General features: G+C 47.8%; 23 protein-coding genes. 1 reads left to right on the top strand and 22 read right to left on the bottom strand.

Going from position 1 to position 21,855, the window contains the following annotated elements:
* Positions 1-34: 34 nt before the first annotated feature.
* The 9 genes from dinG to QMA09_RS11915 form a co-directional block, all read right to left on the bottom strand.
* Positions 35-2,794 (bottom strand): ATP-dependent DNA helicase DinG, encoded by a 2,760-nt coding sequence (gene dinG, locus QMA09_RS11955; protein WP_290213283.1) that lies wholly within the window; start codon positions 2,792-2,794, stop codon positions 35-37.
* 170 nt (positions 2,795-2,964) lie between these two features.
* Positions 2,965-3,348 carry an aspartate 1-decarboxylase gene (gene panD / locus QMA09_RS11950; RefSeq protein ID WP_135505435.1) on the bottom strand — a complete coding sequence of 128 codons (384 nt, stop codon included), beginning with the start codon at positions 3,346-3,348 and terminating at the stop codon, positions 2,965-2,967.
* Positions 3,349-3,351: 3 nt separating this feature from the next.
* Complete coding sequence (panC, locus tag QMA09_RS11945; protein WP_425325313.1) at positions 3,352-4,221, bottom strand: pantoate--beta-alanine ligase; 870 nt, start codon at positions 4,219-4,221, stop codon at positions 3,352-3,354.
* Positions 4,222-4,417: 196 nt separating this feature from the next.
* Positions 4,418-5,401, bottom strand: a complete 984-nt coding sequence (locus tag QMA09_RS11940) for a biotin--[acetyl-CoA-carboxylase] ligase (RefSeq protein WP_290213282.1) — start codon at positions 5,399-5,401, stop codon at positions 4,418-4,420.
* Positions 5,379-6,512: a CCA tRNA nucleotidyltransferase gene (locus QMA09_RS11935; RefSeq protein WP_290213281.1), complete on the bottom strand. Its 1,134-nt coding sequence runs from the start codon at positions 6,510-6,512 to the stop codon at positions 5,379-5,381. The genes QMA09_RS11940 and QMA09_RS11935 overlap by 23 nt, the downstream gene beginning before the upstream one ends.
* On the bottom strand, positions 6,509-7,651 hold the full coding sequence (gene bshA, locus QMA09_RS11930; protein ID WP_290213280.1) for an N-acetyl-alpha-D-glucosaminyl L-malate synthase BshA: 1,143 nt from the start codon (positions 7,649-7,651) through the stop codon (positions 6,509-6,511). Before bshA ends, QMA09_RS11935 begins: the two co-directional genes overlap by 4 nt.
* An 11-nt stretch (positions 7,652-7,662) precedes the next feature.
* The gene (gene mgsA / locus QMA09_RS11925) at positions 7,663-8,067 is read right to left on the bottom strand and encodes a methylglyoxal synthase (protein WP_135505425.1); all 405 of its coding nucleotides are present in this window, start codon (positions 8,065-8,067) and stop codon (positions 7,663-7,665) included.
* A gap of 13 nt (positions 8,068-8,080) precedes the next feature.
* Positions 8,081-8,881: a 4-hydroxy-tetrahydrodipicolinate reductase gene (gene dapB, locus QMA09_RS11920; RefSeq protein ID WP_290213279.1), complete on the bottom strand. Its 801-nt coding sequence runs from the start codon at positions 8,879-8,881 to the stop codon at positions 8,081-8,083.
* A 1-nt stretch (position 8,882) separates the two neighbouring features.
* A complete protein-coding gene (locus tag QMA09_RS11915) occupies positions 8,883-9,218 on the bottom strand; it encodes a nucleotide pyrophosphohydrolase (protein ID WP_290213278.1) in 336 nt (111 codons plus the stop codon).
* Positions 9,219-9,315: 97 nt separating this feature from the next.
* Here QMA09_RS11915 and QMA09_RS11910 point away from each other — a divergent pair, with 97 nt between their 5' ends.
* Positions 9,316-10,191 (top strand): YitT family protein, encoded by an 876-nt coding sequence (locus QMA09_RS11910; RefSeq protein WP_135505419.1) that lies wholly within the window; start codon positions 9,316-9,318, stop codon positions 10,189-10,191.
* 480 nt (positions 10,192-10,671) lie between these two features.
* Here QMA09_RS11910 and QMA09_RS11905 read toward each other — a convergent pair whose 3' ends face one another.
* From QMA09_RS11905 to aroC, 13 genes are all read right to left on the bottom strand, one after another.
* Complete coding sequence (locus tag QMA09_RS11905) at positions 10,672-11,346, bottom strand: zinc metallopeptidase (RefSeq protein WP_135505503.1); 675 nt, start codon at positions 11,344-11,346, stop codon at positions 10,672-10,674.
* Positions 11,347-11,409: 63 nt separating this feature from the next.
* On the bottom strand, positions 11,410-12,012 hold the full coding sequence (gene lhaT / locus QMA09_RS11900; RefSeq protein ID WP_290213277.1) for a lipoprotein heptaprenylglyceryl N-acetyltransferase LhaT: 603 nt from the start codon (positions 12,010-12,012) through the stop codon (positions 11,410-11,412).
* Between the two features lie 58 nt (positions 12,013-12,070).
* Positions 12,071-12,850: a menaquinol-cytochrome c reductase cytochrome b/c subunit gene (locus QMA09_RS11895; RefSeq protein ID WP_135505415.1), complete on the bottom strand. Its 780-nt coding sequence runs from the start codon at positions 12,848-12,850 to the stop codon at positions 12,071-12,073.
* Positions 12,851-12,889: 39 nt separating this feature from the next.
* Positions 12,890-13,564, bottom strand: a complete 675-nt coding sequence (gene qcrB, locus QMA09_RS11890) for a menaquinol-cytochrome c reductase cytochrome b subunit (RefSeq protein ID WP_135505413.1) — start codon at positions 13,562-13,564, stop codon at positions 12,890-12,892.
* Between the two features lie 18 nt (positions 13,565-13,582).
* Positions 13,583-14,089, bottom strand: a complete 507-nt coding sequence (locus QMA09_RS11885) for a QcrA and Rieske domain-containing protein (RefSeq protein WP_135505411.1) — start codon at positions 14,087-14,089, stop codon at positions 13,583-13,585.
* A gap of 141 nt (positions 14,090-14,230) precedes the next feature.
* Entirely contained in the window at positions 14,231-14,683 is a 453-nt protein-coding gene (locus QMA09_RS11880) for a DUF2487 family protein (RefSeq protein ID WP_290213276.1), read from the bottom strand.
* A gap of 5 nt (positions 14,684-14,688) precedes the next feature.
* Positions 14,689-15,252: a ReoY family proteolytic degradation factor gene (locus QMA09_RS11875; RefSeq protein ID WP_135505407.1), complete on the bottom strand. Its 564-nt coding sequence runs from the start codon at positions 15,250-15,252 to the stop codon at positions 14,689-14,691.
* A 14-nt stretch (positions 15,253-15,266) separates the two neighbouring features.
* A complete protein-coding gene (locus tag QMA09_RS11870) occupies positions 15,267-16,520 on the bottom strand; it encodes a tetratricopeptide repeat protein (RefSeq protein ID WP_290213275.1) in 1,254 nt (417 codons plus the stop codon).
* 86 nt (positions 16,521-16,606) lie between these two features.
* Positions 16,607-17,890 (bottom strand): 3-phosphoshikimate 1-carboxyvinyltransferase, encoded by a 1,284-nt coding sequence (gene aroA, locus QMA09_RS11865; protein ID WP_290213274.1) that lies wholly within the window; start codon positions 17,888-17,890, stop codon positions 16,607-16,609.
* 15 nt (positions 17,891-17,905) lie between these two features.
* On the bottom strand, positions 17,906-18,994 hold the full coding sequence (locus QMA09_RS11860) for a prephenate dehydrogenase (protein ID WP_290213273.1): 1,089 nt from the start codon (positions 18,992-18,994) through the stop codon (positions 17,906-17,908).
* A complete protein-coding gene (aroH, locus tag QMA09_RS11855) occupies positions 18,991-19,374 on the bottom strand; it encodes a chorismate mutase (RefSeq protein WP_290213272.1) in 384 nt (127 codons plus the stop codon). Before aroH ends, QMA09_RS11860 begins: the two co-directional genes overlap by 4 nt.
* Positions 19,371-20,447 carry a 3-dehydroquinate synthase gene (aroB, locus tag QMA09_RS11850; RefSeq protein WP_290213271.1) on the bottom strand — a complete coding sequence of 359 codons (1,077 nt, stop codon included), beginning with the start codon at positions 20,445-20,447 and terminating at the stop codon, positions 19,371-19,373. Before aroB ends, aroH begins: the two co-directional genes overlap by 4 nt.
* A 4-nt stretch (positions 20,448-20,451) precedes the next feature.
* Positions 20,452-21,624: a chorismate synthase gene (gene aroC / locus QMA09_RS11845; protein WP_290213270.1), complete on the bottom strand. Its 1,173-nt coding sequence runs from the start codon at positions 21,622-21,624 to the stop codon at positions 20,452-20,454.
* Positions 21,625-21,855: the final 231 nt, after the last annotated feature.

The following is a 21,855-nucleotide window of genomic DNA, read 5'->3' as shown; positions in this document are numbered from 1 at the left end:
ATCTTCCCTTCTGTATATGTGGTTCCATTTTATATCATTGCTTATTATACCAATGTTCAATATCCGTTACCATCTTTTCCAATGACACTTTTGAGACCTTAACGCGCGGCAGCGCATTCAGGAATTCGACACCATATGACTTTGTTTCGATCCGGCGGTCCAGGACGATGAACAATCCCTGATCTTCTTTCGATCGGATGAGACGGCCGAATCCTTGCCGCAGCCTGAGCACTGCCTCTGGCAAAGCGTAATACAAAAAGGGATTGATGCCTTCTTTGGAAATCGCTTCTGATTTCGCTTTGAAAATCGGTTCATCCGGTGAAGTGAACGGCAAACGCACGACCACGACTGCACGCAGCGCATCTCCGGGAACATCGACCCCTTCCCAAAAGCTGTTCGTGCCGAACAGCACAGACTTCTGGAAACGCTGGAACGATTTCAGCAGTTTCATGCGGCTGCCCGATGTCATGCCCTGGGCAAATAGCATATAGCCATCAAGCAGCCCGGTATCCTGTATCAAATCCACCGTCTTGCGGAGCATATCCTGTGACGTGAACAGCACGAAGCATCGCCCTTCTGTTACCAGTACCGTCTGGATGACGGCATCTGCTACTGATTCGATGTATTCACTTTGCGACACATGCTGGATTTCGGGCATATCATCAACAATGAATACCCGGGCACCTTGATAGAATTCTTCCGGCGGTCTGAACTTGGTAATCGGCACGGTATTCGGAATGCCGAGCTGATTGACGATAAATCGTTCATTCGAAGGCACACTCATCGTACCCGACAACCATATCAGCGATTTTTTTCCACGTACAGGCGATGCCACCCGTTGGACAATCGATGTCACTTCAAATGGACGCTTGTAAAATGACAAGCTCGTCGGCAAGCTTCGCAAATCCGCTTCCAACCAGCTGACTTCATCTTCCAATGGAAAGACGAAAATTTCACCAAACTCGACTGCCTTGACCATCAATTCCTCTGTCCAGTAACGCCAATCCGAAATGACCAATTTATCCTCTATAGTCGTTTCTGTCAGCCGTTCCGCTTTTTGCAGAATAAGCTGCGACATATCAATCCAATCATTGAGAAATCCAAGAAGTTCCATAAACCGCTGCCTGTCATAGCTCAATTCACTCAGCAGTGTCGAACATTTCTTGTGGCGGCTGCCTTGGAATTTCGCATAGAATGCTGCACTTAACCCGTTTGTGGTTTCGTCGAACAACGCGGTAAATTTCAGGAACAGCGATTCAAGCTTCAGCAATTCGGGCACTGTCGAGAATCCGCTTCTTTCCGCTGTTTGGTAGAGCCTGTAAAACAATTGCTGGTCTTCAAACGTGCCCAATTGGCCGAAGATATATTTCCATTGCGTGTAAACGAATGTTTTTTCGTGCTGTGATATCGCCGCTTGGACCACTTGATGCGCCTCGTCCCAAATATACGCGCCAACATTCGCGAGAATGCTTTGATGCGGCATCCGCTGATTCAATAAAAACGAATGGTTCGTGACGATGACTTGTGCTTTTTTGGATTTTTCAAGCGCATATTCATAAAAATCATAGCGCCTTTCATCCCTCGCCAATCTCCTTAAATGTGAACGCCGTATTTTATCCAGCACGAATTGTCCGCCGCTTGATGCATTCAGTTCGTTCAAATCGCCCGTATCCGTCAAATTCAGCCAGATCAGCACTTGCATGATTGTAAACGACTCGTCATAAGATTCATCCTGCCCGTGCACCAATTCGGCAAATCTCGGCAAATCTATGTAATGCCCCAGTCCTTTGATCAATGAAATTCTTATTGGCGCGCCGACTAAGCTGCTGACAATTTCGCCATCTTTTTGAACGAGCTGATCCTGCAGATGGGTTGTATATGTGCTCACAAGCACCTGTTCACCGGTTTCAATCGCGTAATTCACAGCCGGCAGCAGGTAGCCAATTGTTTTTCCCATGCCGGTGGAAGCTTCGATCACTCTCTCCTCTTTATTTGTCAGCGCTGACTCAATCGAATCCATCATATCGAATTGGCTCTGGCGTCTTTCAAATTTCGGAAAGGCTTTTTCAAGCGATTTTTCCCAATCATGTGCCGGCTGATAATAAAGCTCTTCTTCTTGCATACCGCGCCGATGCTTAAGCGGGATCCCTTGGAAATATTCACACTGCACTTGCTGTTCACTGCGCTTTTTCTGCGTCAGTTCGAAAAACAGCCTGGAAAGATCTGATTTCAATTGGAACGACCGTTTATGGAGCAATGCCAATGTTTCATAAGGCAACAGGCTTAAATCCCGTTTTGCTTTCAGGAACAGATGCGCAGTGGCCACCGCGTCATCATCCGCCCGGTGCGCGTTCTCCAACGGAATGTCGAGTACCGAAGCAATATCCTGCAATTTAAAACTGAACGCCGTCGGGTACATTAGACGGACCATTTCCACTGTGTCCATTGTCAGCCCATGCCATTTCGGCAAACCGCTTCGCTGAAATTCCGCTTGCAGAAAAGGAAGGTCGAAATTGGTGTTATGCGCGACAAACACTGCATCCTCCAGCATACTGAAGATTTTTGCTGCGTGGGCCTCGAATGGGAGTGCATCTTTAACATCTGCATCTGAAATGCCCGTCAAATCCTGGATAAAAACAGGGATTTTCTTTTGGGGATGGATGAATTCCGTATATGTATCAATTATTATGTCATTTTCAATCGTTACCATCGCTATTTGAATAATCCGGTCACCTTTTGCAGGGGAATGGCCCGTTGTTTCAATATCGACAACGACGTATCTTTGGGTGTTCATGGCAAACCCTCTTTCTCAGGTGATACATTCTTTAAAAATTGTACCATATCCCCTTGTTTTGCGCTGTGCGCCAGACCAGAAAATCGCTCTATGGAATTTTCACTGCTTGGAAATAAAAAACAAGCGGACGATCAGCCGAGGCCGCTTGTCCACTTGTTCCCATCGCTTGATTACATAATAGTTGCTTCAGGCTCATAATTGATGATTTCCCGGATTTCGTTGTTCTCGCCCATGATGGCGACTGTCGGTTTGTGGCTGCGCGCCTGTTCGTCCATGACATATCCGTAAGTGAGGATGATGACGATATCGCCGCGCTGCACGAGGCGTGCTGCTGCGCCATTGACGCAGATGACGCCGCTGCCGCGTTCTCCGGCAATAATATACGTTTCAAAACGCGCGCCGTTATTGTTATTGACGACATGGACTTTTTCGTTCGCCAGCATGCCCACCTCATCCAGGATGTTTTGGTCGATGGTAATGCTGCCGACATAGTTCAAGTCAGCCTCTGTCACAGTGGCACGGTGTATTTTGGAGTTGAGCATCATTCTAAGCATAATTCAGTTCTTCCCTTCTATCGGAAATATAATATTATCGATCAATCTCGCTTTTTCAAACTGTACCGCGAGCGCTAAAATTGCCAGCCCTTGCACATTGTGGTCCAAATCCGGATACGACAGCAATTCAATATAATCGATCTTGCCTGATACTTCACGCTCTAAGTATGCCGTCATAGACTGCACCGCGTCTTCATTGCTGAGGACCGCTTGTTCCCCGAGCAGCAGCGCTTTGCGCAGATGGGGAGCTTCCTGCCGTTCGGTTTCGCTTAAATAGACGTTGCGCGAACTTTTTGCCAATCCATCTTCTTCGCGGACAGTCTCGCCTCTGCGGATAGCCAGCGGAAAATTGAAATCTTCAACGAGCGACTCGATAATCGCCAGCTGCTGCGCATCTTTTTGGCCAAAATACGCCCGGTCCGGCTGTACCAGATGAAATAATTTCGTCACGACTTTCAGCACGCCGTCAAAATGGCCAGGGCGTTTGGCGCCGCACAGCACATTTGCCAATGGTCCGGCAGACAGCTGGATATGGGATTCTCTTGGATACATTTCTTCTGCGGATGGAGCAAAAATCACATCCGTCCCAGCTGCTGCTGCAAGTTTGCTGTCCCGCTCAAGGTCGCGGGGGTAGCGGTCAAAATCTTCGTTCGGCCCGAATTGCGCCGGATTAACGAAAATGCTCATCACTACTTTAGCGTTTTCCGCTTTTGCCATGTCCACCAACGAAATATGGCCTTCGTGCAAAAAGCCCATCGTCGGCACAAGGCCGATCGAATCACCTTGCTGTTTTGTCGTTTGGACCCAGGCTTTAAGGTCTTTTAATGTCGTAATGATTTCCAAGTATTTCTCTCCTCTCGGGAAGAAGGCCATATAAAAAGTCCTCCCGCCGCTAAATGGGCAGAAGGACAGTAAATGTAAGTTTAGGTCTCTCCGTCCCTGTCATGCGATAGATCAAGGCAGATCTTCGTGCTATAAAATTCTAATCACGCTTGTTTTCCGGTGCAGTTCGCAAGCGATACTGCCCGATAAAAATACTATATCAGAAATTTGCAGAAAACAAAATACTTCAACTTGTCATCTCGATATCAGCTGAATAGATGGAATGCAGCTTGCCGTCAGCTGTCCGTAGCTGCAAGACGCCGTCTTCGGTGATGCCTTCTGCGATGCCTTCCAGCGTCTCTTTTGGCAAGCGTGCGCGCACTTTGCTGCCGATTGTCGATGAATAGCTTTCCCACAGCACTTTTAAGATGCCAAAGCCTTCCTCGATATAAAGATCTGTATATTGTTCAAGGTAGAAAAGGATTGACCGGACCATTTCCTGGCGGCTGACATGTTTGCCGCTTTCCATTTTTAAAGAAGTGGCAATGGGCTGTACTTGCTCATCAAAGTCGGACAGCTCCTGATTGACGTTCAATCCGATGCCGATGATCAGCGCCTGGATGCCATCTGCATCCGATTGAAGCTCTGTCAGGATGCCGGTGCATTTCTTTCCTCTGATCAATATATCATTCGGCCATTTGATTTCCGGTTTGACTCCTGTCACTTCTTCAATCGCGCGCACCATCGCCACTGCTGCCACCAGCGTAAATTGCGGCGCTTTCTGCGGCACGACATCCGGACGCAGCACAATACTCATCCAGATCCCTTTGCCATAGGCTGAATCCCATACCCGCGCCATACGGCCCCGTCCAGCTGTCTGCTCTTCCGCAAGTGCAACAGTTCCGGCCGGTGTGCCTTCCTGAGCCAATTGGTGCGCGATGATCTGCGTCGAAGCGCATGATTGCTGGTATACCATCGTGCGCCCGATCATGCGCGTTTTCAGCAACGGCTGAAGCCCGGCAGGTTCCAATGTATCCGGCTGGCTGACGAGGCTATACCCCTTCTTTTTGACAGAAGCAATTTCATAGCCTTGTTCTTCCAGCTCTTTGATGTGCTTCCAGACCGCGGTCCGCGAAATGCCGAATTCGTCTGCCAACTGTTGCCCTGATACGGCTGTGCCTTTAGCTTCAATCAGCCGCCCGGCTAATTTATGAGTCACCGTTATATTCATTTAGAAACCAATCCTTTATTAGGCCATTATCGTTTTCAAGCTGCCCGTACACGATATGCCGCTCCATTTTTTCAATCCACTGCCGCAGCCACGGACCTTGCTTTCGCCCGCTCCATTCCATCAGATCGATGCCGTTTACAGCTAACTCCCGTTTGGACTTGATTGGCAGCTGTTCTTTTCTTAAAGGAATGTCCATATCTGTCCCATTCAAATAACACGCGATTTCAAGTTCTTTCGCCTCGAAACAATAAAACGTCCAGTCGTCCCATTCAGTAAGGTTCGCCGCTTCAAGCGCGCGTTCAACCAGCCGCCTTTCAGCGTTGGAAAATTTATAGCCTTTGATTTCTTCGAATTGTTTTTGCTGGCTGTGCAGCAAATAGGCCCAGCCGAAAGCCGCTTGGCCTTTCGGCTCGTAGCCAGTCCAATCCATCGACAGCAGGCCGCCAGCTGGCAGATGCTTTGCCAAACCTGAGTCTTTCAAGTATGCCATGCTGTGCTGCGTCCTTGGATTGAGAAGAATTTTATCCAGTTCATTTTTCAGCCGTTCCACTGCAACCGAACGGATCAACGATGCGTGGCTGCGGATAGCCGCAAGCGTCCCTTCTTCGATGGCAAAGTTTAATTGTCCAGAAAAACGGACAGCACGAAGCATGCGCAATGCATCTTCCTGAAACCGCTCGCCCGCCTCCCCAACTGCCCGGATCAAGCATTTTTCCAAATCGCTTTTTCCGCCAAACGGGTCGATGATTGCCAGGTCTTTATCCATCGCCATGGCATTGATCGTAAAATCACGCCTTTTCAAATCTTCTTCCAGCGATTGGACAAATTCCACCTTGTCCGGCCTGCGCAAATCGGTGTACTCGCTTTCGGTTCGGAATGTCGTAACTTCAATTCCTTCGCCTTCCATCAGTACAAGCACCGTACCGTGTTCAATGCCGATGTCGACTGTGCGGTTAAAGAGTTTTTTCACTTCTTCCGGATATGCGTTGGATGCTACATCCATATCGTGAGGCACTTTTCCGAGCAAATAATCCCTCACAGCACCCCCGACGATATATGCCTCAAAGCCGGCGTTCTCCAAATTCCGGATCACCTTTGCGGCTGTTTTCATTTCCCTTCGCCTTTATCCAACAAACGCTCATACAAGCCGATGTATTGATCCAGGATTTTAGAAGAATGGAAGCGCAGCTGGACTGTTTCCAATGCGCCGGCTTTTAGCCGCGCGTATTCTTCCTCATCTGAAAGGATTTTCAGCGTGCTCAACGCCGCTTCATTCGTATTTCCAAGCTCTACCAGATAACCATTGAAGCCCGGTTCAATGATTTCAGGCATTCCGCCGACTGCCGTCCCGATGCATGGCACGCCGCAAGCCATCGCTTCCAATAAAACCAAGCCAAACGATTCTTTTTCCGACATCAGCAATTTAACATCGCTGATATTGTATAACTCTGTCAAATTATCCCGTTTGCCTAAGAACAGCACATAGTCTTCAATACCTAAATCTCTGACCTGCTGGACGATTCGTCCCATTTCCGGTCCATCGCCTACAAGCATCAATCGCGAATCGATTTGATCATGCACTTTATAGAAGGTTTCAACAACATCTTCAACCCGTTTGACGTTGCGGAAGTTGGAAACGTGGATCAACACTTTTTCATTGTCGGCAATCCCGAGGTCACTTTTTAACTGGCTCGACTCTTTCACTTTATACTCACGTTCATCAACGAAGTTATAGACGGTCTCAATCCGTTTTTTAGGGCCTACCAAATCATAGGTCTGATCGCGGAGCGAGTTGGAAACCGCTGTGACGATATCGGATTTCTCAATTCCGTAGCGGATCGCTTCCGTCAGTGAGGAATCAGTGCCGAGCACCGTAATATCAGTGCCGTGGAGCGTCGTGACAATGCCGATGTCCGAATTTGCCATGTCGCGCCCAAGAATTGCGCAAACCGCATGTGGGATAGCGTAATGGACATGCAAAAGGTCCAGCCCTTCATTTTTGATGACTTCCGCTATTTTCGTCGCCAAGGCAATATCGTAAGGCGGGTATTCGAACACGGAATACGTGTTGACGCTGACTTGGTGGCTGAAGATATTCGGGTCCATCCGGTTCAGCCGAAAAGGCGTACTTGACGTGATGAAATGGACTTCATGGCCTTTCTCTGCAATCATCTTGCCCAGCTCTGTGGCAATGATGCCCGAGCCCCCTACTGTTGGATAACACATGATGCCTATTTTCATTTTACGCATTGCTGCCACTCCTATCCTCTCTGTTCACGGATCAACCGCCAGTTTACAAAGCCTTGCTCCAGGCCTTTCAATAATACTTCCGCTGTTCCCATATTGGTCGCAAGCGGCACGTTATAGACGTCGCATAAACGCATCAAAGCCGAAACATCCGGCTCATGCGGCTGTGCGGTGAGCGGATCCCTGAAAAAAATGATCATATCCATTTCATTCTGCGCGATCATGGCTCCAATCTGCTGATCTCCGCCAAGCGGACCTGACTGGAAACGAATGACATCCAAGTCCGTTTCGTCTATAATCCGACGCCCGGTTGTGCCGGTAGCGTATAGCGTATGCTCCGATAAAATCGGCTGATAAGCGGTGACGAATTGAATCAAATCATCCTTTTTTCGGTCGTGTGCGATCAATGCTATGTTCATCGGCTCTACCCCTCTAGTCAATTATATGTTCGAGTCCATAAATCAGTTTCTCCGTTTTAATAACGGTTTTAATAGATAATACCACGCCTGACATAAACGAGCCTCGGTTGAAGGAGTCATGGCGGATGGTCAATAATTGCCCTTCTCCTCCCAACAGTACTTGCTGATGGGCGACAAGCCCTGGCAAACGGACGCTATGGATTCGCATGCCGTCATAATTCGCTCCGCGCGCACCTTCAAGCGTTTCTTTTTCATGGACATGGCCCTGCTCATGAGTTTGGCGATGCGAAGAAATCAAATGTGCCGTTTTCATGGCGGTGCCTGACGGCGCGTCCAATTTCTGGTCATGGTGCATTTCTATGATTTCGATATCCGGCAAGTATTTCGCTGCCTGCTCGGCAAACTTCATCATCAAAACAGCACCGACCGCGAAATTAGGTGCGATGATACAGCCGACACCCGTATCTTCAGACAACCGGGCCAACTCTTTCAGTTCGTCATCCGAAAATCCAGTTGTCCCGACAACCGGCCGAATGTTCAATTCCAAAGCTTTTTTGGTATGCTTATAAACCGCTTCAGGCGAAGTCAGATCGACCAGGACATGCGGCTCGGCTGCGTCATGCATTTCTTCCATATCGGTAAAAACAGGAACATCATATGAATCCGGAAAAATATCGGTGTCCGCCAAAGTCGCTCCGATGTCTTTATAATCCAGCACTGCCACCAATTCCATTTCAGCATTTTTCATCACTGTATGTACCGCTTCTTGGCCCATCTTGCCTCTTGCGCCTGCAATTGCCACTCGTATTGTCATTTTATTTCTCATCCTTTCGTGTCCAACGGTCTTTGTCCCGTGTATTGAATTTAGCCATAACGCGGTCATGCGCCTCTGCCAAGTCGATGTCGAGTGAATTGGCCATGCAGATGAGCACGAACAAGATATCGCCCATCTCATCAGCTATGCTGCCCGCATTCTCAGATGCCTTCTTTTTTTTCGGACCGTGTTCGTGCATCACTTCCCTGGACAATTCACCCAGTTCCTCCGTTATGCGAGCAACCAATTCAAGCGGTGTAAAATAGCCTTCTTTAAACTGGCTTATGTAGTTGTCGACATCCATTTGCAGCTCTTTCATCGATTTATTGCCGTCCATATCATCACACTCCTCATTTCATCGTAAAGAAAACAAGAGATGTTGTCAAAATCATTATTATAACCGATAATACAGAAGTCGAATTTACATTTAGGGGATGATATTTTTGAAAGAATTGCGCGTGAAGAATATTTTCTTCATCTTGCTTGGCTCTGCCATTTACAGTTTTGGATTTGTCCATTTCAATATCCAAAATGAATTGGGAGAAGGCGGTTTTGCCGGCATTACACTGATTTTGTATTTCCTGTTTCAATGGGATCCAGCGCTCATGAACTTATTACTGAATATACCTTTATTTTTCATTGGCTGGAAGCTGCTGGGCAAAAAGGTTTTCCTTTATACGATCATAGGGACGGTCGCAGTTTCGGTCTTCCTGAAAATTTTCCTCGTATACGAAGTCCAAATCGATCTGCATGAAGATTTGTTTTTGGCTACGCTGTTTGCCGGTGTTTTTGTCGGCATCGGCCTTGGCATCATTTTCCGTTATGGCGGAACAACCGGCGGCGTCGATATCATTGCCCGGTTGGTTCAGAAATACAGCGGCTGGAGCATGGGCAAGACAATGTTCCTTTTTGATGCAGGCGTCATCGCTTTATCGCGCCTGACGTTTCTCGATAACCGCACGATGATGTATACACTGGTGGCAGTCTTCGTCGGCGCACGTGTCATCGATTTTGTGCAGGAAGGTGCATACGCCGGACGAGGCGCTATGATCATTTCAAACTCGCAAGAAGAGATTGCGAACCGCATTGCAGCGGAGATGGACCGCGGCATCACCATCCTGCGCGGCTATGGCCATTTCACGAAAGAAGAACGTGAAGTCCTGTATTGCGTCGTAGCCAAAAACGAGATCGTCCGTCTGAAGAATATCATCAACAGCGTCGACCCGCACGCATTCGTTTCCATGACCGAGGTGCACGATGTCATGGGTGAAGGCTTCACCTTGGATGAATTGAAACGTCCGCTCGAATAAGAAAAGCCCGTTCCGGAACGCCGGAACGGGCTTTTTGATATTGTCGAGAAAATTAGATGGTTGTTTTGCATTTCGCTTCAGGCGGACGCTTTCCGCAGGCCTGGCTTCAGTCTCCTCGTCGCTGTCGCTCCTGCGGGGCCTTCAGCTCAGGCTTTGCCCGCTGGAGTCGCCGCCTTCCGCTTCATTCCAAGATATTTCTTGATAGCGAGTTATTTCTCTTACTCAAGAACACGAAAGATACACTTTCTGCAGTTTCTTTCGTGTTCTCTAGATATGGAGCAAAACAGCGGAGACGCCTGCGGGAAAGCGAGACAGCCGAGACCCCGCAGGGAGCGAAGCGAGCGAGGAGGCTTGGCGCTCGCCCGCGGCAAGCGCAGCTGTTTTGCGGAATATCGGCTCCTTCAGAAAAACGATTTACCTTTCTCAACTTGCTTAAAAGCCCGTTCCGGAATGCCGGAACGGGCTTTTTCATGTCTATTATCAAGAACGGTTCATGCTTGTGTAGATGAGCAGCAAACGCGCAAGTTCAAGGACAGCGACGGCTGTTGCAGCGACATACGTCATTGCTGCAGCGCTCAATACTTTTTTCGCATGGCGCTCTTCTTCGTTGCGGATGATGTTATGCGCTACTAATTGGTCCATCGCTCTGCTCGAAGCATTAAACTCGACCGGCAATGTGATGAGCTGGAACAAAACACCTGCAGCCAATAACACGATACCGATCAGCAAGCCGTTGCTCCAAGAAGAGAACAAACCGATCATGATGAAGATCCATGACATGTTCGAAGAAATGTTGACGATTGGCACGAGGCGATGGCGCATGCGCAAGAACGCATAGCTTTCGGCATCCTGGATGGCGTGTCCCACTTCGTGTGCCGCCACTGCTGTACCCGCCACAGATGCTTCGTGGAAGTTATGGCTGCTCAGCGCAACGATTTTCGTCAGTGGATTGTAATGGTCGCTTAGCATGCCCCGGCTTTCCACCACTTGGACATCCTGCAGGCCGTTCTGGTCTAAAATGATGCGGGCGACTTCCGCACCGGTATGACCGGAAGTCGAACGGATTTTAGAATATTTTCCATAAGTGCTTTTAAGTTTGAGCTGCGCCCAAATTGGAAGTATCAGCAGCACAATAAAATAGACGATATACCCCATCAATTCCCCACGCCTTTCTGCGTTCGTTTATATCTTTATTTTACTAACTTTGGTCAACTTAGGTCAACTGAAACGCTTAGTAGGCTTGTTAAGAGACACGACAAAGAAAGCGAAAAGAATACAAGCGATCGACAACCAAAACGTGAAATAGCCGATTTGTGCCGTATACATATCCAGCCTGCTGTAAATCGGCATCTGGCCAAATACGTAATCGATGACATCGTTATGCAGCGTCCATACTGCTGCAATTGCGGCGGAAAGCCAGCCGAAGCGGTAATGGTCTATATAAAGCACAGCTTGCAGCGCCATCGCGAAATGGGAGACGACCAGCATCCAGCCGATCCAGCCGATTGAACCGATCTCGACTAGAGTAAGCAGATTCATCGCAACCGCCCAAAGGCCGTATTTGATGAGTGTCACAAAAGCCAGTGCTTCAAAAAGCGCACTTTTTTTGCCGATGATCCACAGTCCTAGTACCATCGTAAAGAACAGGCTTGCTGTCGGGCTATCCGGAACAAAAATCAAAAATTTCGGTTCGGTGATTTCAAGTTGCCAACCGTACCATATGTATCCATAGATCGTGCCTGCCAGGTTGACGATGAACAACAAGATCAAAAACGGGCGGAACATCAGCCAAGCAGATAATTTCTGTATTGTGAAAAGCATCGGATTCTCCCTTTCAAGTAGCAAAAAAGAGCCGGTTTCCCGGCTCTTTTCTAAAGTATTATTCGGATAAACCATCGATGAATTCTGTCATGACCTTAAGGTCTTCTTCGGAACCATCCCATGATGGAGGCATTACTTGCTCTCCGTCACGTTCAATGCCGTTAACAGCGATTTCAGCAATTTCTTCTGCTGTAAATGCTGTTGCAGTCAATGCTGGTCCGACCGCACCTTCTAAATTGTCGCCATGGCAACTGATACATGCTGAACCTGAGTAGATTTCATACCCGGGATCCGCTGTGTCGATTTCAACTTCTTCAACAATTTTACCTTGCGCTTCAGCAGCTTCCCAGTCATGGTTGACTACTGATTCCCACGTAAGGAAAATGATTGAAGCGATTGCTAAAAGCATAAAGCCTGTCGGAAGCGGCCGTTTTGACGGGCGGCGCTCCGGACCTGGATCCAAGAATGGAGCCAGCATCAAAGCGGTGAATGCCAAACCTGGCATAATGATGGCACCGACAACGTTGAATGGACCAGATGCAAATTCATATTTCAATAATTGGTATAAGAATAAGAAATACCAGTCTGGCAATGGAATATAACCCGTATTTGTTGGATCCGCCTGGCCTTCAAGAGGCGATGGATGCGCAACAGTAAGGAGCAAGTACCCAACTAAGAAGACAGAACCGATCATCCATTCTTTTAGAAGGAAGTTCGGCCAGAAAGCTTCTGTTTTGCCAGGATATTCGGAGTAATCTTTCGGGATATTCGGCTTACGATGCTGTAAACCTGGTACACGTGAATCCCCGACGAATTTCATCCCTTTTCCGCGATGCATAGTGTCCCCTCCTTAAATAAATCCTTTGAGCCGCATTTTTTACAATGGGCCAGAAATACCTTGTCTTCTGATCATGATAAAATGCGCGCCGAGCAACCCAAGCAAAGCAGCGGGCAAGAAGAATACATGAATCGCGAAGAATCGGGTAAGCGTCTGTGCACCAAGGATCGTTGAATCCCCAGCAAGCAAGACTTTGATTGCGCCGCCGATAACCGGAACAGAAGCCGCAATTTCAATACCAACTTTTGTTGCAAATAATGCTTTCATATCCCATGGAAGCAAATAGCCTGTGAAACTTAGGCCTAAGATAACGCCGAATAGCAATACGCCGACGATCCAGTTAAGTTCACGAGGTTTCTTATAAGAACCTGTAAAGAATACACGCAGTGTATGAAGGAAAATCATAACTACTACAAGAGAAGAACCCCAGTGGTGCATCCCACGCACAATCTCTCCAAAAGCAACTTCGTTTTGAAGATAATAAACCGACTGCCACGCATTTTCAATATCCGGTACATAGTACATTGTCAAGAACATACCTGACAGGATCTGAATTACTGTAATGAAGAACGTCAATCCTCCGAAACAATAAACAAATGCAGAGAAGTGATGTGCGGGGTTTACGTGTTCCGGTACTTCATGGTCAGCGATATCGCGCCAGATCGGCGTGATATCCAACCGCTCATCAACCCAATCATATAACTTGTTTAGCACTGGTATCGTACCCCCTAACTATTTAACTAATGTGTTCGCTTTTACTGCGCCGAGAGCAACTAAGCCGTCACGGTCTTCGATAGCAAATTCGTCGAGCGGCCCAAGCGGTGGAGTTCCGGCAATGTTCTTGCCGTTTTTCTCGTAGCGCCCTGCGTGGCATGGGCAGAAGAATTGCGTCGGGTGTTCCGGATCGCCTCCCCAGTTGACTGTACAACCCAAATGTTTACAGACAGGTGACAGGGCAATCAGTTTATCCCCTTCTTTATACACCCAAGCTGAACTTGTCACTTCAGATGTATACCATGCATCTACTTGTTCAAATGCGAAGTCGACACGAACTGGCTCTTCGCTCAAGTCAGCTACTTTTTGATCGGTCAAAATGAAATCTCCGCCAGCTTTTTCTTGTAAAAGCGGGTCGACTGCAAAACGAACCATCGGCATCAGCATGCCTGCTGCCATAAATCCACCAACACCTGTTAAAGTGTAGCCTAAAAATTGACGTCGTGATACACGATTATTACTCATCCTTTTCCCCCCTCTAACATTCAAGGTCAGTCCAATGGACATACTCATTTCAAATATAATTACTAGGACAACCTAATGATATATCAATCAAATGTTAAGGTCAATATAGCATTGTTTCGATTCTCGCAGTTTGTGAACATTTCATGAAGGCTTCGACCATTCTTTTATGAAAAGCGGCAAGACTTGCCGGAGCTGGTCTTCCATGACAGATAATTTGAACGATTGGTCCATATTCTCAGTCGGTATCGCCGGCAGCCACAAAACATTATTCAATTCTTCAAAAGTGCGCCATTCGGCATCTGTCGTGATATAAAATACATGCTTGAATTCGGTATTGCCCATTTCTGCGTTCATTTCTTCCGCAAGGCGGCTTCGATCCCCATTTTTTGAATAGGCGACCGGAGGAAACAGCAGGATTCTGCCCTTGAATTGCTTTTCCAGCAAATTCGTCAGCGACTGCAAATAATCCGAAGCGCTGGCACTTTGTTTCAAGCCGTTCGGGGTTAAATCAAGCTGGACGAGCGGAATTACCGCAGTATCCACGTATTGCTGCTGCTGTATATATTGGTCGATATCTCTTCCCGTAAAATGCATCTTCCTTATTCACTCTCCGATTCCTTTAAAATCTTGATGGAATGAAGCAACGCGGAAAGTTCAAAGAATTTTTCGCGGTCATTCGCATCAAGAGCTTCGTCAATCTGCTTTAAAATTGCCTCTTCCTGAAAAGTGGCCATGCTCGCTTCCAGCATTTTTTCAGCAAGCTGCCGGTCCTCGTCAGTAATCATTGCATTTTTCGGCATATAAGGGTTTTCTTCCAACACAGATAGATATAGTGCTGATGGCGGGCGGTTTGGAAAATTCAGTTGCACGAACAAATCATCGTTTGGATTAAGCCTTAAATCATGAAAGGATTTTTCAGCATCTGCAGTCATCAAATTCCCTTTATAGAAACGGAATGGAATTTCTTCCGACTCAGTCGAGGACATGACCATTGCCCGTGGGCAATAATGGGCTTCCTCCACGAAATGCGTTTTTTCGAGAAGCTCTTCGTTGCTGAGCATGTAATTGAGTATCCAGATGCATTCCCGCCTTTTCATTTTATGGGATTGCAAGAACCATCGGACGAACTGCTTTTTTTCTCCTACAGAAATTGAAGCGGTCATCGGAATTCCCCCTTTCACTCAAATGACTGTTGCCAATCAAACCAATCCGGGTTTTCTGGTTCCAAAACTTGAAGTTCCTTAATAATTTCGAGGGCTTTGCCTCTTTTTCCTTCCTCGATTAAAAAGCGTGCGTATTTTTCGAGGAAATTCGGATCTTCGCGGAATGACGGATACGCCTTTTCATAATAAACAGCTGCCTGCTCAAAATTTTCGGTGCGTTCGTAAGATTCGGCAAGCATTGGGTAAAGCCCTGCCCAATCATCTTCATTGGCGATGACTGTTTCAGCCAATTCAACGACTTCATCATCCATTTCTTCTGCATGGAAATAAGACACCAGCGTATAAATGGCTTCCATGTATTCCGGATCAAGCGCAATCGCCTGCCTTAGCTGGTCGACGCCTTCCACTGTTTTGCCCAGTTTCAGCGCCAGTTTGCCTGAAAACAAATAAAGCTCTTTGTCGAACTCGTCGCGCGCGATGCCTTGCTGGATTGAGCTGTATGCCCCTTCGTAATCCTCGGCCATGTTCAAGCTTTGTGCGCGCAATAAGTATGCGGAGAAATAATCCGGGTCCAACTCGATCAGCTCATCGAGCCTTTTGACGGCCATTTCATATTGCTTCGTCTGGAAAGCGGCAAAAGCGGCCCCGAACAATACATCCGGCTGCACTTGGTCTGCCAGCACTGCTTCGTAATAGGGCAGCGCTTCTTCATAGGCTGCACCGGCGCTATAGACTTCAGCCAGCCGCTCTGAAAGATTCACACCTTCTATTTGAACGTTTTCGCGCTGAAGATCCTGGTAAATCTTTGCCGATTCCAAATAACGTCCCGAATCCAACAGGAGTTCCGCTTTGGCTTGCAGCAGCAGCGGTTCATCCGGCAGCAGCTCAATCGCTTCATTGAGCCGGTTTTCTGCGGCTTCAAGAAGTCCTTGCAATTGGAAAAGATCGGCTAATGTGACCAGCACTTGCGGATAAAGTTCATCTTCTTTCGAAATTTCCATCAGCGTATTCAGCGCTTCGTCTTCGCGGTCCACTTCCATCAGCATGTTTGCGCGGTCGACTTTTAATTGCGATTCCTCTGGGAAAACGTACTCCAGGTGTTCGAGCACTTTGATCGCTTCTTCTACATAGCCGATTTCCGCGAGCCATTCCGATAGATCATATTGCTCATCCGGATCGCCTTTCAGCAAATACGCTTCGAGAAGCGCATTGACGGCATCCGGATCGCCCATTTCCACCGCTTTTTGTATCTCTTCTATACTTGCCATCCTATCACCTATTCCCTTGAGTTTCATACTTCCATCCTACACGAAAGTGTGTTCGAATGATAATGAAAAACTCCCCCGAAGGAGAGTTAATCGATCAACGAATTCATCTGTTCGACAAAATTAGGAAACGATACGGAAATGCAATCCGGATCATCGATTTCAACTGGGCCATCCGCAATCAAAGAAGCAACAGCAGCCATCATTCCAAGTCGGTGGTCACCGTATGTCACCATCGAAGCACCGTGCAGCGGCGTCGGACCATTGATGATCATGCCATCTTCTGTTGCGGTGATATCCGCTCCCATTTTCGACAGCTCGGCCACGACTGCAGCGATGCGGTCTGTTTCTTTGACGCGCAGCTCTTCAGCATCTTTAATGACCGTCGTGCCTTTTGCCTGCGTTGCCACTAGCGCGATCAATGGAATTTCATCAATCAATCTCGGAATCAAGCTGCCGCCGATTTCGATCCCTTTCAAAGAAGAAGAACGGATCGTCAAATCAGCTGGCCTTTCGCCGTTTTCTTCAAGGAGGCTGATGCTGAAATCAGCACCCATTTGTTCGATTACGTCCAGTATCCCTGTCCGCGTCGGATTGCAGCCGACGTTCGTCAGCACGACTTCACTGCCCTCCGTGATTAAAGCTGCACCAATCATGAATGCAGCGGAAGAAATGTCACCCGGAACTTTCACGTGGGCTGCGGCCAAACTCTGGCCGCCTGCGAGCGAAATTTTGTTTTCTTCGCGCACTAGTTCCGCACCGAAATGTTCAAGCATGATTTCGGTATGGTCCCTTGTTGCCACCGGCTCCGTAATTGTGGTTACGCCGTCCGCTTTCAGTGCAGCCAATAAAATCGCGGATTTTACCTGGGCGCTCGCAACCGGCAAGGTGTATTCAATCGCATGAAGCTTTGTGCCCTGAACTGCCAATGGCGTGAATTGGCCATTTGCACGCCCCCTGATATCCGCACCCATCAAACGCAGCGGATCGATGATGCGGCGCATTGGGCGCTTGGCAATGGACTCATCTCCAGCAAGCACAGAATGGAAATCCGTCCCAGCAAGAAGCCCGAGCATAAGCCGTGTCGTCGTGCCAGAATTGCCGGTATCCAATACTTCAGAAGGCTCTTGCCAATTCCGTTCCCCGTCACTTTTGATGGTGACTCTGTCGCCATCAAGTTCGATATCGACCCCAAGCTTTCGGAAGCAGCTGATGGTGCTCAAGCAATCGTCTCCGAGCAGGAAGCCTTCAACAGTGGTCGTGCCTGCAGCCATGGCGCCGAACATGATGGAACGGTGAGAAATCGATTTATCTCCAGGAACCTGGATCGTGCCCCTTAAAGCGGGGGTGGAATAAGTTAAGGATAACGTCATTATGGAGCCTCTCCTTTAAGAAATATACGTATCGTATGCAGTTCTCTTGCTGATGCAGTTTTTTGCCCGCTCACGGTCTTCCGGCGTCTGGAAGCTGATGACCAGAATACCGAAAACATCTTCACGGGTTTCAAGAATTCTTAAATTGACGATGGAAATCTGCTCTTCAGCCAAATAACCGGTCAATTCGGATATGACCCCTGGAACGTCCGGGATGTCGACATACAAATCGTAGACGCTGAACAATGCGCCGTGCCCGGCAATCGGCAATTCGTCGCGGACGGTTTTTGCCTGTTGAAAATATTGCTCGATCGATTCGGGTTTATTGTCCAGCAGCAGGTTGCGCAGCCCTTCCATCTCCGCCATCCAATTTGTCAGTTGATGGGCGATCATGCGATTGTTCTGCGTAGTTATATCACGCCACATTTCGGGGTTTGACGAGGCAATGCGGGTTATATCTCGAAAACCACCTGCTGCGAGCTGTTTAGCGAATGGATATTGCTCTTCTTTCGCCAATTGATGGACAAGAGACGCGGCAATCAAGTGGGGAAAATGGCTGACGATCGCTGTCATATAATCGTGTTCATCGGCCGGCAGTACTTCGATATTCGCTTTTGTGACAGACAACAGTTCTTCAAGAAAAGCCACTTGATCTGTGCTGACGCCTTCAGCAGGCGTCAAAATATAGAAAGCATTTTCAAACAGCATATCTTTGGCAGCTTCTACGCCGCTTTTATGCGAACCGGCCATTGGATGGCCACCGATGAATGCATGATTGAGCGTTCCGGCAGCTTCCATGATTTGAGCCTTCGTGCTGCCCGTATCGGTTAAAATGACATCTTTTTTCAGATCCCAAAATTTGCTTTGTTCCATCAAACGCAAAGTTGCGCCAACCGGAGTCGCAAAAACAATGACATCCGCTTCTGACGCCGCTTTTTCAAGCGACGGCGGGCAACTATTAATAATACCCATTTTAAATGCTTTTCTAGCAGTCAGCGGATCTGCATCATATCCTGCAACGTGCACATCGGCATGGCGCTGCAGTGCTTTCGCTAAAGAGCCTCCGATCAAGCCAAGGCCGATAATCAGGACATTCGCCTTCATAGCGAAGATGCCTCTCTACTTTTGATCAAGTCCGGACGCAATTTTACCGCTTCATTTAAGTAAATGTGCTGGATTTCTTGTTGCGGGATTGTCGTATTAACGTGCATCATGACCCGGATGCATAAAGGCATGCTGCCCGGCACATCCATTTCATGGGTGCACATGACTGGCACATACGTCCAATCTTCGATGGTACGGACCGCTTTCGCCGGGAATGCTGAAGAAATGTCCGTAGTCGTTGAAATAATCACCGACGCGACATCATCGGGGACAATCTTGTTTTCCTTTACCATCTCTAAGATTAACTTACGGGTTTCTTTTAAAATCTCTTCTGGCTGGTCTGCAGAAACTGTGATGGCTCCTCGAACTCCACGTATCATTTAAGCACCTCATTTATTTTCGAACGCAATTCCTCGTAATCGGATTCCGCGCGTTTTTCATCAATCGTCTCCATATAGGGAATCCCGGTTTCTTTCAGCAAAACGAAGCTCAAAGTACCGCCGGAAGATTTTTTATCTTTTTTCATGTAGCCCAGAACATCTTTGAACGAAATGCCTGACAGCCCTTCAAGTGGATAGCCGTTAGTTTTGCACCACGACAGGAAATCCATTAGACGTGGATGGCCTGACAGCTGCAAAGCATAAGCCATGCCAAGCGCTACCGCTTCGCCGTGCGTAATGCGCCCGTAGCCGAGATGCGCTTCGATGGCATGCGCCAATGTATGTCCGAAGTTCAAATACTTGCGAACACCGCTCTCGTATTCATCTTCTTCAACGATTGCCGCTTTCACAGCTATTCCCCGTTCCAGATGAAGCATCATTTTCTCATCTGATATGGTATCCAGAGATTTTATTTCCAATAATTCGCCAAGCCAATGCTCGTTTGAAATAAAAGCGTGCTTGATGACTTCTGCTATACCGGAGCGAACTTCCTTCGCCGGCAATGTATGGAGCAGCTGGATATCATAAAGCACCGCTGCAGGCTGATAAAATGTCCCAATCATATTTTTGCCAGACGGATGGTTGATCGCCGTCTTGCCGCCAACTGCACTGTCATGCGCCAAAATCGTCGTCGGGATCTGGATGTAAGGGATGCCCCGCATAAATGTGGAAGCGACAAATCCTGCGACGTCACCTACCGCTCCTCCACCGAAAGCCAAAATGAGCGATTTGCGCGAGAATCCTTCAGCCAGCAAGAAACTATGGCAATCCATGAAAACTTCAATCGATTTCGCTCCTTCGCCCGAAGGAATCTTGAAAACACGCACTTGGAAAGGTTCCAAAAAAGAAAGGAAATAGTCAAGGTGAAGCGAAGCGACATTTTCGTCAGCGATGACGGCAATTGCATCCGCAGATTCCAGCAATTCGCGGTACTCTGTGGAAAATAAATTCAAAACGCCTCTTCCGATATGGACTTCATAAGGTTTTTCAGCTTCAACTCGCAATGATTTCATTTTTTTAGAACTCCTTCGTGTATTTTAAGTAACTCTGCAGATTTTCTTTTAAACGCGGCATTTGATCCGCATCAAATTGCTCTAATAACGCATTTGCAGCTTCCCACGCAATGACGTGTTCGGCAACAATCGACGCCGCCGGTACCGCACAGCTGTCTGAACGTTCGATGCTCGCTTGGAAAGGTTCTTTCGTGTCAATATCAACACTTTGAAGCGGTTTATAAAGTGTCGGGATCGGCTTCATCACGCCGCGCACCACAATCGGCATTCCCGTTGTCATGCCGCCTTCAAAGCCGCCCAGATTATTCGTGCTGCGGGTATAGCCCTGCTGCTCGTTCCACAAAATTTCATCATGGACCTTGCTGCCAGGCAATCTCGCCATCTCAAAACCTAAGCCGAACTCGACGCCTTTGAAAGCGTTGATGCTCATCATTGCAGCAGCCATTTTACCATCAAGCTTGCGGTCATAATGCACATAGCTGCCGATTCCAGCAGGCATGCCTTCCACAATCACTTCGACTGTGCCGCCGATCGAATCGCCATTCTTTTTCGTTTCATCGATCAGGTCGGTCATTTGCTGCGTAACAGATGGATCCGCGCAATACACCGCATCCGCCTCGACCAATTCGCGGATTTCAGCAGCGCTCATGCCTTGGTAGCTTTGCGGATTGACTTTAATCCCGCCGATTTCAGTTACATGCGAAACAATTTCAACACCCAGTTCCGCCAGCAATTGCTTCGCCACAGCCCCAACCGCTACCCGGACTGTTGTTTCACGCGCTGATGACCGTTCAAGGACATTGCGCAAATCGCGATGGCCATATTTCATACCGCCGTTAAGATCTGCGTGACCCGGACGGGGACGTGTCAATTGGCGTTTCACTTCATCATCTTCTTCAATCGGGCCAATGCCCATGATATTCGTCCAATGCTTCCAGTCATCGTTTTTAACAACCAATGTGACTGGTGAGCCAAGAGTCTTGCCATGCCGAACGCCAGAGACAATCTCCACCGTATCTTTCTCGATTTGCATTCTTCTGCCGCGGCCGTGGCCGCCTTGGCGGCGTTTCAACTCTTTGTTGATCATTTCCGCCGTTAAAGGCAATTGTGCCGGCAGACCTTCTATTATTGCTGTCAATTGTGGACCGTGTGATTCTCCTGCAGTTAAATAACGCATGGCACTTTCTCCCTTCAACGCACTAAAGTATTTAAATAACACTATAACATATAGTATTTCAACAATTCTATCCTAAATTCCGATAATGTGAAACTTCAATTAATTACAAAATCCGAAAAATCTCTTATTTTGAAATAGCATTAGAGTGTATATTTCCTTTTTAGTTGATATGAAAAAAACCCATCCATAGGCTTGGATGGGTTTTTGTCTTTATGGAGAGTGGTTTGCAAA

It is taken from the genome of Planococcus sp. APC 3906 (assembly GCF_030407685.1).
Taxonomy (GTDB): domain Bacteria; phylum Bacillota; class Bacilli; order Bacillales_A; family Planococcaceae; genus Planococcus; species Planococcus koreensis.
Note: the sequence above shows the minus strand (reverse complement) of the source record. Positions and strands in the feature narration are given on the sequence as shown.

What these genes read in the sequence shown, in the direction of transcription:
- dinG (WP_290213283.1), bottom strand. Translation starts at nt 2,794, where the DNA reads ATGAACACCCAAAGATACGTCGTTGTCGATATTGAAACAACGGGCCAT.
- panD (WP_135505435.1), bottom strand. Translation starts at nt 3,348, where the DNA reads ATGCTTAGAATGATGCTCAACTCCAAAATACACCGTGCCACTGTGACA.
- panC (WP_425325313.1), bottom strand. Translation starts at nt 4,221, where the DNA reads ATGGCCTTCTTCCCGAGAGGAGAGAAATACTTGGAAATCATTACGACA.
- QMA09_RS11940 (WP_290213282.1), bottom strand. Translation starts at nt 5,401, where the DNA reads ATGAATATAACGGTGACTCATAAATTAGCCGGGCGGCTGATTGAAGCT.
- QMA09_RS11935 (WP_290213281.1), bottom strand. Translation starts at nt 6,512, where the DNA reads ATGAAAACAGCCGCAAAGGTGATCCGGAATTTGGAGAACGCCGGCTTT.
- bshA (WP_290213280.1), bottom strand. Translation starts at nt 7,651, where the DNA reads ATGCGTAAAATGAAAATAGGCATCATGTGTTATCCAACAGTAGGGGGC.
- mgsA (WP_135505425.1), bottom strand. Translation starts at nt 8,067, where the DNA reads ATGAACATAGCATTGATCGCACACGACCGAAAAAAGGATGATTTGATT.
- dapB (WP_290213279.1), bottom strand. Translation starts at nt 8,881, where the DNA reads ATGACAATACGAGTGGCAATTGCAGGCGCAAGAGGCAAGATGGGCCAA.
- QMA09_RS11915 (WP_290213278.1), bottom strand. Translation starts at nt 9,218, where the DNA reads ATGGACGGCAATAAATCGATGAAAGAGCTGCAAATGGATGTCGACAAC.
- QMA09_RS11910 (WP_135505419.1), top strand. Translation starts at nt 9,316, where the DNA reads ATGATATTTTTGAAAGAATTGCGCGTGAAGAATATTTTCTTCATCTTG.
- QMA09_RS11905 (WP_135505503.1), bottom strand. Translation starts at nt 11,346, where the DNA reads ATGGGGTATATCGTCTATTTTATTGTGCTGCTGATACTTCCAATTTGG.
- lhaT (WP_290213277.1), bottom strand. Translation starts at nt 12,012, where the DNA reads ATGCTTTTCACAATACAGAAATTATCTGCTTGGCTGATGTTCCGCCCG.
- QMA09_RS11895 (WP_135505415.1), bottom strand. Translation starts at nt 12,850, where the DNA reads ATGCATCGCGGAAAAGGGATGAAATTCGTCGGGGATTCACGTGTACCA.
- QMA09_RS11885 (WP_135505411.1), bottom strand. Translation starts at nt 14,089, where the DNA reads ATGAGTAATAATCGTGTATCACGACGTCAATTTTTAGGCTACACTTTA.
- QMA09_RS11880 (WP_290213276.1), bottom strand. Translation starts at nt 14,683, where the DNA reads ATGCATTTTACGGGAAGAGATATCGACCAATATATACAGCAGCAGCAA.
- QMA09_RS11875 (WP_135505407.1), bottom strand. Translation starts at nt 15,252, where the DNA reads ATGACCGCTTCAATTTCTGTAGGAGAAAAAAAGCAGTTCGTCCGATGG.
- QMA09_RS11870 (WP_290213275.1), bottom strand. Translation starts at nt 16,520, where the DNA reads ATGGCAAGTATAGAAGAGATACAAAAAGCGGTGGAAATGGGCGATCCG.
- aroA (WP_290213274.1), bottom strand. Translation starts at nt 17,890, where the DNA reads ATGACGTTATCCTTAACTTATTCCACCCCCGCTTTAAGGGGCACGATC.
- QMA09_RS11860 (WP_290213273.1), bottom strand. Translation starts at nt 18,994, where the DNA reads ATGAAGGCGAATGTCCTGATTATCGGCCTTGGCTTGATCGGAGGCTCT.
- aroH (WP_290213272.1), bottom strand. Translation starts at nt 19,374, where the DNA reads ATGATACGTGGAGTTCGAGGAGCCATCACAGTTTCTGCAGACCAGCCA.
- aroB (WP_290213271.1), bottom strand. Translation starts at nt 20,447, where the DNA reads ATGAAATCATTGCGAGTTGAAGCTGAAAAACCTTATGAAGTCCATATC.
- aroC (WP_290213270.1), bottom strand. Translation starts at nt 21,624, where the DNA reads ATGCGTTATTTAACTGCAGGAGAATCACACGGTCCACAATTGACAGCA.